Source organism: Desulfovibrio mangrovi (assembly GCF_026230175.1).
Lineage (GTDB): Bacteria > Desulfobacterota > Desulfovibrionia > Desulfovibrionales > Desulfovibrionaceae > Halodesulfovibrio > Halodesulfovibrio mangrovi.
In genome coordinates, this window is the sequence record NZ_CP104208.1 from 3,278,501 (window position 1) to 3,292,506 (window position 14,006).

The window sequence follows — 14,006 nt, forward strand, 5'->3', positions numbered from 1 at the left end:
ATGATGGGGTACAGTGTTCGCCAACTTGCCGCTGAAAGGGGTACGGCATGATTGCAACTCGTCGTCATCATGGAGCATTATTCCATCTTCTTTCCCATCATTTGGGGGGAAGGGGGGCGACTGCTGTGCGCGGCATGTGGCGGGCAGTGCTCCTGTCCCTGGCTTTTCTGTTTGTGGGCAGCGCTGCCACCTTTGCTGGAGAGACTGGGGCTCCGGCTATTTTCGGCATCAGGTTGCACGACTCCGTCGGGCAGGTCGGGGCTGAGTTTCCCCATGTGCAGATCGGGCGTTATGCCACCCGCGCGGGGGAGGAGTTGGGTCGCAGGCTGTATACGCAGCAGGGTTACGCTGATGGCGGTTTTTTTCAGGTGCTGTTTGCGCCTGATGAGCTTGGCGGAGGGGTGTGGTCCGTTACGCAAAATACCCGGGCGCACGTGCCGGGGCAAAAGGCCGATGCGTTATTGGCAGATTACGTGGCAGAATACGGACCGTACGAGCTGTTGTGCAGCGAGCTATTTCCCGGGCACGCGGTGTACCATGTCTACTGGTTTGAAGCGCCGCCGGATTGCTCGGTTCCCGGAGTGCGGCCGAATAAGCCCTATCTGTATCTGAATCTGGTGACCGGGAAGTGGACGGAGGCGTTCCTTGTACTCGCAGACCCTGCCTTGGGGGAGGCGACACGAGCTTTCGCAATGAGAGAGTAGTACAGTTGCTGTACTGTTGTGGCGCTGTGAAATTATGTTGTGCGACTGCTGTAAAAAGAAAAAGGCATACATGATGCCTTTTCAGAAAAGTGATAGAGTCAGGAGGTTAGTCCTGATTGCGACGTTCCCATAATTTCATATCTTTCATCTTCTTGCGGCGTTCGCGCTGCAGAGACTTGCAAACCAGCGGGGTCCCCTTCTTGTAGCCGCACTTCTCTCGGTACTCTTCGACGGTGAGACCATGCGTGGCAAGGTGCTTTTTAGTCAGTATCTTGAAAGACTTGCCGCACTCAACGCAGGTGATGGTCTTTTCCTTGATGGCTTTTTTGGGATCCATTTCAACGGAGTCTGCATCATCGCCTATGGCACAGCCTTCGCTGATTGCCTTGATACCATCTGCCAGCTTCTTGACCATTGTGGTGATTTCTTCTTCCGTCATGGTCCGGACGCTGGCCTGCGCCTTCACGATTTCAAGGGCTTCCTTCAGGTAGTTTTCCATTATCCTACTCCTTCGGATCGGGCAGTCACATGAGTCCCGTATATGTGTAAGGGAGTGAAGCGACTCCGGCGTTTTATTTCAGAAAACATCGAAAAGCGCAATGAATTTTTGATAAGACTGTAACTGGTAATAGATTGAAAGAATTAATGTCTGTTAAATTGGAATAAAAGAATCTAATTGGGGATGAGATACGGTTATTGCCATTGAAATTTGTTTCCGTGAGTGAGAATACCGTTGCTGATTTGGGGGTATAACGATTTCATACATCGTTTAATGTGGATTGTTGTGCTGTGTTATGTGTTGGTATGCAGTATTTGTTGTGTGTTTTTGCGGATAATTGAAATCGGTAGCGTTGCAATGCGGTTCAGATGCGCCTCTTTGCATGTCTGAAGATGCGGAAGGGGCAATAGGTGTGCTGAGATTTTACTCTTATTTATCAGAGCATTGTGATGTTTTCTCGCTCTTTTGTCCTGTGCGCGTACCGGTCTCGGGAGCTGTTGGTCCCCGTCGGGCACAGGGGGGCAGATGGACCTTTGGCGGCAAAATGCGTACAAGGGGATTCTCCTGTTAAAGTCAGAATCGGAGCCGAGCTATATGAAGTACATCATGTTTGAGGATTTTTCAGGCCAGCCTGTTCCCTTCATTTTTCCCCAGCGGGTGGACCATGCTGATATGCGCGAGCAGATGCCCTATACCAAGGTGCTTTCTGCCGGGTATGTGATCATGGAGAAAGGGGAGTTTACCTGTTTCGGCAGCAGTTCGGAGCTGCAGGCTTCCGCCCAGCCCGAGGATGCTGAAATCATTGCCCGCAAGTTTTCCCGCAGAGGTGATATTCCCGCATGACCAGACTGCTTGTCGTTGGCGGCACGCACAGCGGATGCGGCAAGACCCTTGTCAGCCTTGCGCTTATGTCGGCCCTTGTGCGCCGTGGCCTGAGGGTGCAGTCCTTCAAGGTGGGGCCGGACTTTATCGACCCCGGGCATCATGAGCTGGTTACCGGACGTCCGGGGCACAATCTGGACGGCTGGATGACGGACTCCGCGACCGTTCAGGATATTTTCACCCGCCATACCATTCACGCGCCAGAGGTGCCTGATGTCGCCATCATCGAAGGTGTCATGGGGCTTCACGACGGCGCTTCGGGCAGCAGCGATGCCGGCTCCACGGCAGAGATCGCCAAATGGCTGAACGCTCCGGTACTGCTCGTTGCCGATGCGCGTTCCATGGCCCGCTCCGCAGCCGCCTTGGTGCAGGGATATGCAGCCTTTGATCCCGACCTTTCCTTTGCGGGGGTGGTGTTCAACAGGGTGGGCAGCGAAAACCATTCCTCATTGCTGGCCGAAGCCATGCAGATTTATTGTCCGGACATTCACCTTGCCGGATGCCTGCAGCGGGATGATGCACTGGCCGTGCCCTCGCGCCATCTCGGTCTGATCACGGCGCAGGAGCATCCCTTGTCGCCGGAACGGCGGGAGGCCATGGCCGACTGGATAGAGAGCGGTATGGATATTCCCGCCTTTTTGTCCCTGTTGCCGCAGTTGCATCCCGGATTGCCCCGCATTGCTCCCAAGGTGTCTGTTCGCGCCCGCATCGGCGTGGCCCGTGATGCCGCTTTCTGTTTCTATTACTCGGACAACCTACGCCTTTTGGAAGAGGCAGGGGCCGAGTTGTGTTATTTTTCGCCCCTGACGGATGAAGCGTTGCCCGAAGGCGTGAACGGCCTCTACTTCGGAGGAGGATACCCCGAAGTGCATGCGGAGGCGTTGGCAGACAACAACGCCATGCGGCAGGCCGTTCGTCGTTTTTCCGAGAGTGGCAGCCCCGTCTATGCGGAATGTGGCGGATTCATGTATCTGATGCAGGGACTGCGCACCGCTGCGGGGACGCTGCTGCCCATGTGCGGTTGTTTTGCCATGCAATGCCGCATGGATGTGCGCTTCCGTGCGCTCGGTTACCGCGAGATTACGACCATGGCTCCTTCCATTATGGGGGAACCGTGGACCGTGGCGCGGGGGCACGAATTCCATTACTCGCATATTATTGAAGAAGACCCCGAGGCTCTGGCCATCTATAAGCTGCGAGACCGGCGGGATTGGCGTGCCCAGTCTGAAGGATTTGTTCGCAAGAATACGCTGGGCTCGTATGTTCACCTCCACTTTGCCTCCAATCCGGGGCTGGCAACGGCATTTGTGAACGCCTGCGCCAACGCCGGATAAGGGATACCCTCTGTGACGACTCTGCAACCGTATTTTGCGCCGGACACCATCGAGGCGCGTTCGTTCGAGATCATCGATTCCGAAGTCCCCGAGCCCCGTCCCTTTACCGGGCACCTGTGGGAGATTGCCCGCAGGCTCATCCATACCTCGGCGGACTTTGACCTGCTGAACCATCTGACCATTCATCCTGCTGCGGTGGCCGCAGGGCTGGCAGCTCTTCGCAGTGGCTGCACTGTGTTCACGGATACGGAAATGGCCCGTTCCGGCATTCCGCTCCGTCGCATGGAACCTTTGGGGTGCAGAGTACAGTGCCTGTTGAACAGGCCGGATGTGGTGGCGGCTGCCAAGGCCAACGGCACCACCCGCGCTCATGCCGCCATGGACGCCGTACGCGCCGAGCTTGGCGGCAGCATCATGGCCATAGGTAACGCCCCCACGGCGCTTATCCGGCTCATGGAGCATCTGGATGCGGGTGGCGAGGCCCCCGCGCTTGTCATCGGCATGCCGGTCGGCTTTGTGAACGCAGCGGAATCCAAGGAGCTGTTGGTGGGCCAGAGTGTCGTGCCCTTCATTGCCATACGCGGACGCAAGGGCGGTTCGCCCCTTGCCGCGGCTACGGTCAACGCACTGGCGGAAATTGCGCTGCGAGGCTGAGCATGTGTCTGAACGCTGCCGACCATTGTGCAGCGAGAGTAACCAAAAAAACAGAACGGCCCTTACGGGCCGTTCGTTTTTTCCGGCGGGGGCACCGGAAGTTAGGGAGTTCCGGATTTGAGGAGATGAACTTTCGAAATTTCGGGGCTTCCACCCGCGGGGTGGGGGGCCGTGGCCCCGCCACCCGGACGCGTTGAGGAGATGGGGGTGTGTGGTTCAGGAGGTTCCAATGCGTATTACTGAGTATGTGTGGGGTGTTCAGCGTTCGGGGTGAGGTGGCGGCCGGTTTCAAGCCACCACCTCATGAGGAGTCGAACAGATTGCCGTTGGGTCTCGGGTGAGTTGGCAATGCGGTTCTGTATATAGTCAATCATGGCAGTCACTTCATGATTGGTGCAAGGGGATTGGGTATATGATGAATTGCGTTGCATATGTGCTCCGTTGTTGTGTGCTATAGAGCATGGACCGTGCCAAGTGCTGAAAGTGAATAAAAACAGCTGGTAATGTGTTTTGGCTGTTGTAGGGTTGTGCAATTGGTCGTGCAAAGAGTTGCGCATGTAGTGAAAATGCTTGCACCATTGCATTAACTACGGGCGGTTGCACAGGCCTGTTCCGGCCTGCTTCGACCTGCTTTGATCTGTTGCGACTCTTTACGATCGGTTGTGATCAGTCGTAGCCGGCTGCGACAGGTTGCCTCGCCGCGTGCCATGGCGTAGGAAGCCTGCATGTACAGTGAAGGAAAATGGATGAGACCGGCGATACTTGCTCCCATACTGGATTTGACCAAGCAATTCGTGCAGCAGGCCATGGCGCTAGAGGTTGACGGAGAGGCGGCTCAAGCTGCCGTCGCCGTGGACGGCACCGTGGGCAACGGTCACGATACCTTGTTTCTGGCGGAGCTGGCCGGACCGGAGGGGCATGTATACGGTTTTGACGTGCAGGCTTCCGCATTGTCCAATGCGCGTGAGCGCCTTGCCTCTGCAGGGGTTGAAGAGCGCGTCACGCTGTTTCACGCCGGACATGAAGAGGCCCGCCTGCTGATTCCGGCCCCCATGCACGGGCAGGTGCGCGTGGCCATGTTCAATCTTGGCTATCTGCCCGGAGGCGACAAGACCATCGTCACACAGCCGGAGGCGACAATTACCGCGCTGGAATCCGTGTTTGCCATGCTGCGTCCTCACGGCATCATCACCGTGCACGTTTATACCGGACATGCGGGCGGGGCGAATGAAGGGGAAATCGTGCTGCAATGGGCATCTTCACTGCCATGGAATAGCTGCCGCGTTGCACGTTATGATTTTTGTAACAAGGCTCGGAACGGCGAGGCGTTGCTCGTCATTGAACGCCTCACCTGATTGGCGGCGCGTGTTGACATACATGCCATAAAGCCGGCACATTTCCGGCTTTCACGGTATGCATTGCCGTTACCAGTTTCACGCAGGAGACAGCGGATGAGCTCTGAGAAGGTATGGCCCGATATCACTGACGACGATCTATGGCTTGCCGTGCAGGCCGACATTGAGGCCCAGTATCCGGGTCGGTTTACGATGGAGTATGTGCGCGACGCCTTTGAGCGCACCTGCGATAAGTATGATGACTACGTGCCTCTGGACCGGTTCATGAAAAAAGTGCGCATGGTCTGTCTGTGGGAGCGCCCGCTTGTTCCCCACAAGATTCTGTTTCCGGAGGATTTTCCGGATGATGAGCAGGAACAGTCCTAGGTTTCTTACCTTGTTCACATGACCGCCTTCGGGCGGTCTTTTTGTGTGCTGTTCCACGTATCAGCGGAATGAATGAATCCTGTCCGCATTCATAGAGAGGATAAATGCTCTGGATAATCGGCAGGCTCTCGGTATAGTGTGGGCGGCATGCCGGAGGCGCAACGCCTTGCCCCGGCAGGAAGATACAGGAACGGAGGCATAATGATTCAGGCCAGATCTCAGGCATGGCAGTGCACACCTGCGGGAGAGCCCCGCGGATTCATCGAACCGGAAACTTTGCGGGAATTGTGGTTTCATACCGGCACCAACTGCAACCTTTCGTGTTCCTTCTGTCTTGAAGGGGCAGGACCGGGCGTTGCGCGGCTGGATGAAATGACGTTGGAAGACGCTGCGCCGTATATGGAAACGGCCGTGCGACTGGGCGTGGGGCGTTTCTGCTTCACCGGCGGAGAACCCTTCATGGCTTCAGGCTTTCCGGCAATGCTGGAGTATGCGGCCAGCCTGCGCCCGTGTCTGGTGCTGACCAATGCCACCCGTCCCCTTTCCGGCGCTCTCGGTTCCATTGCCCACCTGGCCCATGGCCGCAATGCTGTGTCCTTCCGTGTCAGCCTTGATCATCCCGATCCGGAGCGTCATGATGCCGCGCGCGGCAAGGGCAGCTTCGACAGAGCCCTTCGCGGGCTTTCTGCCCTGTATACGCTGGGCTTTGGCGTTTCGGTTGCCCGTCATGCCGACAAGGAAGAAGACGCCGCGGCAGTATCCCGCCGGTATGCCGCGCTGTTCCGGAAGGCTGGTTTGCCTGAGAACCTGACCCTTGTGGCTTTCCCCGATCTGGGGCGTCCGGAAACGTCTCCCGAAGTTCCCCAGATCTCCGCCGACTGCATGACCCGCTACCACACGGCGGAAAGCCGTTCCCGCTTCATGTGCGCCTTCAGCAAGATGATGGTGAAGCGCAATGGCGAGATGCAGGTGCTGCCCTGCACGCTGGTGGACGATGACGCTGAGTATTATTTCGGAAACGACCTTGAGGCAGTCATGCGTGAGCCTGTGAGTCTGCGACATCACCGCTGCTTCAGTTGTTTTGCCTTTGGCGCATCCTGCAGCGAATCCTGATCCTGCCGCTCTGTCCTGCTCTGCACAGCATCTTCACGGCTTCCGGAGGGTACCCCCCTTCGGAAGCTTTTTTATGCAGCCTGTCAGGGGAGGGACGGATGTACCATTTGCGCAACGTCGTTCGTATGCTGCATCGATTTGCATGGGGGATGCGTGGTGCATTACCGGAGGGGTTCCTTTCACCTCTCGGGCATGATAGGAGTTAGGTAACCTGTGAATTCCTTTGCCCGGCTTTCCAATATGCCACGGAGGTGCTCATGTCCCGATTTGCCCTGCCCATGTACCGGCATCCTGACTTTTCTGTTCCCGAGCTGCGCGATGCGCCGGTCGCGCGTTTTGAACCGTGCCAGCGCGACGGCGTGGCTCCGGCCGACTATCACGCCACGGCCATCTATCCGGAGTATGTGCAGACCGCCAGAGGGAAGTGGATACTGCTCAGGCATTCCCGCATGGACTGCGTCATCCGCAAGGTGAACGATACGCTGGAGGTGGTGGAGTTCCGACGTCTCAAGGTGGGCGATCTTGTGGCTGTTGGGCGTCGGGAGAATGGGGAAGACGGCATCTACGTGCACACCACCGGTTTTGCCAGCGGTGGCGGGGAATCGTGCGAGACGTTCGCTTTTCGTACCTCCACGAGCAGGGAAACGTCTTTCTCCATAGATTATGATACGCTGTACGATATTCTGCGCCACGACAGGGAAAACGGATTCATTCTCTGGGTGGGCGGCCCTGCGGTGATTTTTGATTCCGACGCGCGCAAGGCTTTTGCCTCGCTTGTGGACAAGGGGTACGTGCACGGACTGTTGGCAGGCAATGCGCTGGCTACCCATGATCTTGAAGGTGCGCTGTATGAGACCGCGTTGGGGCAGGGCATCTATTCCAAGAAGCAGGCAAGCATGGGGCATTATCACCATCTGGATGCCATAAACGCCATCAAGGGCTACGGCTCCATAGAGCAGGCCGTGCATCAGGGCGGCGTGCGCGATGGCGTGATGCGCGCCGTGGTGGAGAACAAGGTGGATTACGTGCTTGCCGGGTCCATACGCGACGATGGCCCCCTTCCCGGCGTGGTGGGTGACGTGTACGCCGCGCAGGATTGCATGCGTGCGCTGGCCCGCAAGGCCACAACGGTCATTGCCATGGCCACGCAGCTGCACACCATTGCCACCGGCAACATGACGCCTTCCTATCAGGTGCTGGAAGACGGCAGCGTACGCCCCGTCTATTTCTTCATTGTGGACATGTCCGAATTTGCGGCGGGCAAGCTGGCGGATCGCGGTTCGCTGACCGCCCATGCCATTCTGACCAACGTGCAGGACTTCATCGTGAACCTGAACAGGGCGTTGGACTGAGAGCGCGGCGTTTTCGCATGACGCAAAAAAGGGCGGAGTCTTTCGACTCCGCCCTTATCTTTTCCGTTATTCCTGCTGGGCGGCCTGTATCAGTGCCAGTGCCCGCTGCGCAAGGTGCGTGACCTCGGGTTTGGAAACCTGATCATCTGCGCCCACGGCATCGCCCTTGTGGCGCAGCTTGTCGGTGATGAGCGATGAGAACAGGATGACCGGCAATTTTTTGAGATGCGGATCTTCCTTGATGCGTTTGCAGAGGTTGTGGCCGTCCATGCTGGGCATTTCGATGTCCGAAACCATGACCTGCACGAAGTCGGTAATGCTGCGGCCTTCTGCTTCCGCCTTGGCTTTGAGTTCGGAAATCCTGTCCCATGCCTCGCGGCCGTTGGTCATGGCTTCCACGTCAAAGTTGGCTTTTTCCATCAGGTCGCGCAGCATCTCGCGGATGAGGCCGGAGTCGTCCGCAATGATGGCGCGGTAGCGCGCATTGGCGGACCAGTCGATGGCTTCGTCAAGGCGCAGGCCGAGTGCGGGGTTCAAGTCAGCCACGATCTTTTCGAGGTCGAGCAGGAAGATGATGCGCTTGTCGATCTTCACCACGCCGGTGATGGAGTAGTTGCTGAGCGAGGCCACGTACTTGTTCGGGGGTTCCACTTCCTCCCAGCTGATGCGGTGGATGCGGTTGACGCCCGAAACAAGAAAGGCGGTGCAGACGTTGTTGAACTCCGTGACGATAACCTTGGGTGGTTCCACCTCGCCCCGGTTCTTGTTCAGCCATTTGGAAAGATCCACCAGCGGAATGATGTGGTTACGCAGGTTGAAGGCGCCAAGCACGCTTTTGTGCTGTCCTTCCGGCAGTTCGGTTACGGAGGGCATGCGGATGATTTCCAGTACCTTGGCCACGTTCACGCCGTAGTACCCGCGATAGGTTTCGTTGCCGACCTCAACCTCATCAAGGAAGAACTCGACTATTTCCAGTTCATTCGTGCCGGATTCCAGCAGAATGTTCGTCTGCATATTCCCTCCCGTACCCTGAGATCAATGTGTCAAAACGGTTGTTACGGATTGCTCCGGTTGTGTCATCGACGTCGGATGCTTGTACGCCGTACTGTAACTATAGTGCTTCCAGCTTTTTTTGCATAGCGTCAATTATGTGTTTTGGGGTGGAAGCTCCGGCCGTGAGGCCCACAACCTTGGCTCCCTTGAGCTGTTCGGGATCGAGTTCTTCCGGCGTTTCCACATGCACGGTCAGGCAGCCCTGTGCCCGGGCAACGTCTGCAAGACGGCGTGTGTTGCCGCTGTTGTAACCGCCCACGACGACCATGGCATCCACTTCACGGGCCAGCGCAATGGCTTCTTCCTGCCGTTCGCGGGTGGCGTCGCAGATGGTTTCCAGTACGGGCAGGTCCTCTCCCAGCTTCTTACGAAGCCAATCGACTATTTCCGTAAAAACTTTACGGTCTTGAGTCGTCTGGGCGGCGACGCAGTACCGCTTTCCCTCCTCGAAGGGGTAGGCCTTGAGTTCATCGAACTCACCGAAAACAAAGGCGTCTTCACCGGCGTAGCTCATGAGGCCGCGCACTTCCGGATGGTCCTTTTCGCCAAAGAGCAGCAGGGTGCACCCTTCGCGCAGCTTGCGGGCAATGCCAAGCTGGGCGCGCTTCACCTTGGGGCAGGTGGCGTCCACCACATCGCGTGCCGTGGACTGGAGAACGCCTTCCACCTTGTGCGGTATGCCGTGGGCGCGGATGATGACCCGCTCGTCCTTGCGGGCGTCTGCGGGGTCCTTGATGCAGCGCACGCCAAGCTTTTCATACTGCTCCAGCACCTGCGGGTTGTGGATGATGGGGCCGAGCGTGGCAATGGCGCCGTCTTCTCTGGCAACTTCCGTATCCAGCTTCTGCAGGGCAAGGGAAACGCCCATGCAGAATCCTGCGGTTTCAGCTCTGCGAACTTTCATGGCTATCCTTCCGTATGGGGCCAGCCCGTGGCTAGGGCATGGTTATGTGTTGGGGCTCGAAGTCCGCCCCCTCTTCGTTCCAGCGTGTGAAAAAGGTTTCCAGCAGCATGTCCAGTGTTTCCCAAGTGGTGCATTCCGTCAACTGGTTGCGCATGTGGCGGGCACCGGGGAAGAGTTTGATGTAGCGCGGTACCAGCGAGCGCATCTTGAAAAGTGCGGTCTTGTCGGGGCAATGCTCGCGGGCCAGCGCCACATGCCGACGCAGAATGTTCATGGTCTTCACGGGATCGGGCCGGACAAAACCCCCGCCCTGCATGAGGGTGGAGAACTCTTCGAAGATGGCGGGATTGTTCAGGGCGCCCCGGGCGAACATGACGGCAGTGACGCCGGTTTCCCGCACGCAACGTACACCGTCTTCCGCATGGAACAAGTCGCCGCTGGCGATGACGGGAATATCCACGGCCTCGACCAGTTCGCGTAACGCGCTCCAGCGCGCCTCGCCGGAAAAGCCCTGCTTCGCATAGCGGGGATGCAGGCTCACCCAGCCCGCCCCCACATCCTGCAGCCGCTTGGCAAGGTCGATGTACACTTCGCTTCCAGCTTCCCAGCCGAGGCGGAACTTGAACCCGACACGTCCTTCTCCGGCCATGCGGACCATGGTGCGGGCAACCTCCACGGCATTGGGCACATCGCAGAGCATGGCGGCACCGCAGCCGGTCTTCACCACCTTGCGGACGGAGCAGCCCATGTTCAGGTCGAACCACGTGTAGCCCGCAGCCATGAGCGGCTCCATGGCGCGTTCCATGATGTCCGTATCGTTGCCGAAGAGCTGCAGTACCATGGGAGCATCTTCAGGCGTGGTTTCCAGCAGCATTTCCGTGCCGGAACTCTTGTAGTAGAGCCCCTTGGCGCTGACCATTTCGGAACAGACCACCTTTGCGCCGAATTCACGGCTGAGCAGGCGGAATGCCAGATCGGAATACCCGGCGAGCGGAGCAAGCCATGAGTCTTGCGGGGCGATATTCAGGCCGCTCAGGTCGCGGCGGGGTGATGATTCAATAGTCATGATTGTGATGATTCCGGAAGGGCCGTGAGGCCGGGGGAAGTCGTGGCGCGCGTTATGCCCGCCGGTTCAGTGAGCCGGACGTGCTGCCGGAAAGTCCGGCCGGATGCAGTATGCTTGTGAGCACGTCATGGATACCTGCGGGGAGCGGGCCGCAGCCGAGGCAGCTGAGCTGTGTGGCGTGCTGCTGTCGTCTTGCATCCCGGACGCGGCAAACTGTTGCCGCGACCTTGGGAGCGGCGCGTTCCAGAAAGAGCCTGTAGGCCATCCTTTCGGTTCCTGCAAGACATTGTATGAGCACGTGGCCGCTGGCAGGGAAAACGGCTCCGAAAGTGATTTTGGTCGTACCCTCTGTCCGGGGGGGCAGCAGCATCTCCACCCCACGGGCCTCCGGCAGCAGCCACGGCAGGTGGCAGAGCACGCCCGAGCGGCTTGCGGCCAGCAGGGCATTTACCCGCAACAGGCTATGCTGAAGCGTGGTGAATAGCGCAAGGCCTTCTTCATGCTGGCTGATATGGGTGATGAAAGCGTTTCGCGCGGGTGATGCGGCGCCTCCCTGCGGAGCCATGCCGTCGGTGGACACTGTATTGTCTTCGTCGAGGCTCAGAGTGGGCCAGAGGTGTTTGTGCAGGTGGGCATCAAGGGCATCCCGAGCCGCCAGATAGTCGCGGATGATGTCGGCAGGGGAAAGCGTGTGGCCTGTCGCATGGGTGCTGTCCTCGTCCACCTCTTTCAGGATGATCTCCGGCACCAGCTGTACCACCAGAAAGCGCAGGGCCACGCCAGCCTCAGGCGTAGTGTGCAGCTGTGCCAGCAGCTCTTGTCCGCCCACGTGCACCCATGCCATGCCTCCGCGCACCCAGCGCAGAATCTTGCCGTGCAGAATCTGGCCCACATGGTGGGACCGCCGGAAGGCGGCCGCCCTGCTGGCGGTTTCCTGACCGGTTGTGGTGCCTTGGCCTTGCCAGTTGACTGGCGTTGTGCGGTTGAGGGGCTTCATGACATTTGGGAGGTGCTAGGCTGCCTGTACCGGCGTTTGGGGTGGAAAGCCGCAAGACGGCATCGGATTGAAGGGGTGTCCGGTATCATGCCCCGTCGTGCTGTCGTCGTTATGGGGCCGTAGTCCCGCAGCTATCTTCCCGCCTTCATGAGAATGAGTTCGACTTCGTCCACGGAAAGTCCTGTGGCGCGGGCGAGCTGCTGGGGTGAGTGCCCTTTGCGGTTGCCGTCCAGAATCATTTCCCGCAAAAACTGGGGGGAGCGGCTCATGCTCTCGGCCTGCCTGATGAGTTTTTCCAGTCCGGCGGCACGGGCCTCCAGCTGAATGTCCAGCTGCCTGAGCTGTTCCTGCCGTTCGCTGAAGGATTCCACCAGTTCCTGCTCCAACTGTGCGTTGAAGTGCATTCTGGCGAGCAAGGCTTCCTGCTTGGCCTGCATGTCGTTGAGCAGGGATTCCGAGCGCTTGAGGCGTATAAAGAAGACGAACAGGAGGATGAGCAGAAGCAGCTCGGTGAGGCTCAGGGCAAGAAGCATCCAGTGGGAGAATTGCATGGCGTCTCAGGCGTGTCCGTTAGTGACGGTAGAAGGTTGTGTGTTGCTGAGGCGGGACCGGGCAGCAAGGGGCACCCGTAACGGGCCGCATGCCTGTCAGACCTTGACGTTGAGAATATTTCCCTGCCATGGGCTGCGGGCTTCCTGCGTGGCCTGTTCGTCCTCTCCTCCGGTGTCAGGCTTGGGCTTGGCCTTGCGCTTGCGCGCATATCTGCGGCCGCCCGCCCCACGGCCATCCTGGTCCACAATAGCCTGAGAGTCCTTGGACTGCTGGGTTTTTTCCACAGCACTTTGCTCACGCTTCAGCGTCTCCGCGGCATTCTGCTTGGCGGCTGCTTGCTGCGCCTCTGGATGGACCGTTTCGTTGTGGGCTAATTTCTCCACATGACCCATCTGCGCGAGAAGAACAGGCAGGCTGGCGTCCAACGACATCTTACTTCACCAGATAGTTTTCTATGAGCAGATCCTCGAACTGGCCGTTGTTCATGTATTGGTTGATCACGGCCAGCAAGTCGGCCTTAAGCACATCCACATTAGTCTTATCGGACAGAAAGACCAGATTCTTGTTACGCAGATAATAGAAAATGGCATCGCGCAGAATGGTCTTCTTGCTCCCCGCTTCCCATGAAAGTTTTTCGTTGTTCGTGGGTGCTGCAAATTTGCATACGAGGAAGCGGGTGTGGCCTTCCTTATCCTTCATCTCCACCCAGAAAGGTTCCCATGACACCACAAAGGCATCCTGAGGTTCCGGCTCCGGTTCGGGGGCCTGGTCGGGCTGAATAGTCACGACCTCAGGCTCAGGCGGCAGCTCCGGACGGGGCGCGGGCTTGAGCACCAGCCATGCGAGAAGGACGAGCAACAGCACGCCCGCACCTGCAAGAGAGATAACTATCTTTTTGTTGCCGAGCAACGCCTTCAGGGCGTTGGGCTTTGCTTCCGTGGAGAGTTCAAGGCTGACCGGTTCCGAAGCGGTCGGCGGTGGGGGAGCCGCCTCTTCCTCTTCATCGTCATCGTCAAGGAAGGGGGCATCTTCAAGGTCCAGCTCGACCTTGTCTTCGCTAGGCGCGCTTCCGCCATTATCCGGCACGCTCAGCTCTTCGGTGTCGAGCTGCGCTTTCTCAGAAAAGAGGCCGTCTAATGAAAGATCTTCATCTGCCATGGGCGAATATGGTCACA

Annotated in this window: 16 protein-coding genes; 8 read left to right on the forward strand and 8 right to left on the reverse strand. The window is 58.2% G+C overall.

The window, feature by feature from the left end:
• Nucleotides 1-47 precede the first annotated feature (47 nt).
• Complete coding sequence (locus N1030_RS14675; RefSeq protein WP_265826247.1) at nucleotides 48-704, forward strand: hypothetical protein; 657 nt, start codon at nucleotides 48-50, stop codon at nucleotides 702-704.
• 106 nt (nucleotides 705-810) lie between these two features.
• Here N1030_RS14675 and N1030_RS14680 read toward each other — a convergent pair whose 3' ends face one another.
• On the reverse strand, nucleotides 811-1,203 hold the full coding sequence (locus N1030_RS14680) for a Ros/MucR family transcriptional regulator (protein WP_265826248.1): 393 nt from the start codon (nucleotides 1,201-1,203) through the stop codon (nucleotides 811-813).
• Between the two features lie 594 nt (nucleotides 1,204-1,797).
• Between N1030_RS14680 and N1030_RS14685 the strand changes: the two genes are divergently transcribed.
• The 7 genes from N1030_RS14685 to N1030_RS14715 all read left to right on the forward strand — a co-directional run bounded on the left by N1030_RS14685 (nucleotide 1,798) and on the right by N1030_RS14715 (nucleotide 8,259).
• Complete coding sequence (locus N1030_RS14685) at nucleotides 1,798-2,046, forward strand: hypothetical protein (RefSeq protein WP_265826249.1); 249 nt, start codon at nucleotides 1,798-1,800, stop codon at nucleotides 2,044-2,046.
• The gene (locus N1030_RS14690; protein WP_265826250.1) at nucleotides 2,043-3,419 is read left to right on the forward strand and encodes a cobyrinic acid a,c-diamide synthase CobB; all 1,377 of its coding nucleotides are present in this window, start codon (nucleotides 2,043-2,045) and stop codon (nucleotides 3,417-3,419) included. Before N1030_RS14685 ends, N1030_RS14690 begins: the two co-directional genes overlap by 4 nt.
• A 12-nt stretch (nucleotides 3,420-3,431) precedes the next feature.
• Complete coding sequence (locus N1030_RS14695) at nucleotides 3,432-4,073, forward strand: precorrin-8X methylmutase (RefSeq protein WP_420842814.1); 642 nt, start codon at nucleotides 3,432-3,434, stop codon at nucleotides 4,071-4,073.
• Nucleotides 4,074-4,819: 746 nt separating this feature from the next.
• Nucleotides 4,820-5,428 carry a tRNA 5-(aminomethyl)-2-thiouridylate-methyltransferase MnmM gene (mnmM, locus tag N1030_RS14700; protein WP_265826251.1) on the forward strand — a complete coding sequence of 203 codons (609 nt, stop codon included), beginning with the start codon at nucleotides 4,820-4,822 and terminating at the stop codon, nucleotides 5,426-5,428.
• A gap of 96 nt (nucleotides 5,429-5,524) precedes the next feature.
• On the forward strand, nucleotides 5,525-5,794 hold the full coding sequence (locus tag N1030_RS14705; protein WP_265826252.1) for a hypothetical protein: 270 nt from the start codon (nucleotides 5,525-5,527) through the stop codon (nucleotides 5,792-5,794).
• 201 nt (nucleotides 5,795-5,995) lie between these two features.
• Complete coding sequence (locus N1030_RS14710; protein WP_265826254.1) at nucleotides 5,996-6,907, forward strand: radical SAM protein; 912 nt, start codon at nucleotides 5,996-5,998, stop codon at nucleotides 6,905-6,907.
• Nucleotides 6,908-7,164: 257 nt separating this feature from the next.
• The gene (locus N1030_RS14715; RefSeq protein WP_265826255.1) at nucleotides 7,165-8,259 is read left to right on the forward strand and encodes a putative NPN-dependent ornithine cyclodeaminase; all 1,095 of its coding nucleotides are present in this window, start codon (nucleotides 7,165-7,167) and stop codon (nucleotides 8,257-8,259) included.
• A 66-nt stretch (nucleotides 8,260-8,325) separates the two neighbouring features.
• Here N1030_RS14715 and N1030_RS14720 read toward each other — a convergent pair whose 3' ends face one another.
• The 7 genes from N1030_RS14720 to N1030_RS14750 all read right to left on the reverse strand — a co-directional run bounded on the left by N1030_RS14720 (nucleotide 8,326) and on the right by N1030_RS14750 (nucleotide 13,989).
• Nucleotides 8,326-9,273 (reverse strand): chemotaxis protein, encoded by a 948-nt coding sequence (locus N1030_RS14720; protein WP_265826256.1) that lies wholly within the window; start codon nucleotides 9,271-9,273, stop codon nucleotides 8,326-8,328.
• 97 nt (nucleotides 9,274-9,370) lie between these two features.
• Nucleotides 9,371-10,216 carry a 4-hydroxy-3-methylbut-2-enyl diphosphate reductase gene (gene ispH, locus N1030_RS14725; protein WP_265826257.1) on the reverse strand — a complete coding sequence of 282 codons (846 nt, stop codon included), beginning with the start codon at nucleotides 10,214-10,216 and terminating at the stop codon, nucleotides 9,371-9,373.
• Between the two features lie 31 nt (nucleotides 10,217-10,247).
• On the reverse strand, nucleotides 10,248-11,282 hold the full coding sequence (locus N1030_RS14730) for a tRNA dihydrouridine synthase (RefSeq protein ID WP_265826258.1): 1,035 nt from the start codon (nucleotides 11,280-11,282) through the stop codon (nucleotides 10,248-10,250).
• 52 nt (nucleotides 11,283-11,334) lie between these two features.
• The gene (locus N1030_RS14735) at nucleotides 11,335-12,279 is read right to left on the reverse strand and encodes a hypothetical protein (protein ID WP_265826259.1); all 945 of its coding nucleotides are present in this window, start codon (nucleotides 12,277-12,279) and stop codon (nucleotides 11,335-11,337) included.
• A gap of 131 nt (nucleotides 12,280-12,410) precedes the next feature.
• Complete coding sequence (locus N1030_RS14740; RefSeq protein WP_265826260.1) at nucleotides 12,411-12,830, reverse strand: hypothetical protein; 420 nt, start codon at nucleotides 12,828-12,830, stop codon at nucleotides 12,411-12,413.
• 96 nt (nucleotides 12,831-12,926) lie between these two features.
• Nucleotides 12,927-13,262, reverse strand: coding sequence for a hypothetical protein (locus N1030_RS14745; protein ID WP_265826261.1), 336 nt, complete (start codon nucleotides 13,260-13,262; stop codon nucleotides 12,927-12,929).
• Nucleotide 13,263: 1 nt separating this feature from the next.
• Nucleotides 13,264-13,989 carry a flagellar basal body-associated FliL family protein gene (locus N1030_RS14750; RefSeq protein ID WP_265826262.1) on the reverse strand — a complete coding sequence of 242 codons (726 nt, stop codon included), beginning with the start codon at nucleotides 13,987-13,989 and terminating at the stop codon, nucleotides 13,264-13,266.
• Between the last annotated feature and the right edge of the window lie 17 nt (nucleotides 13,990-14,006).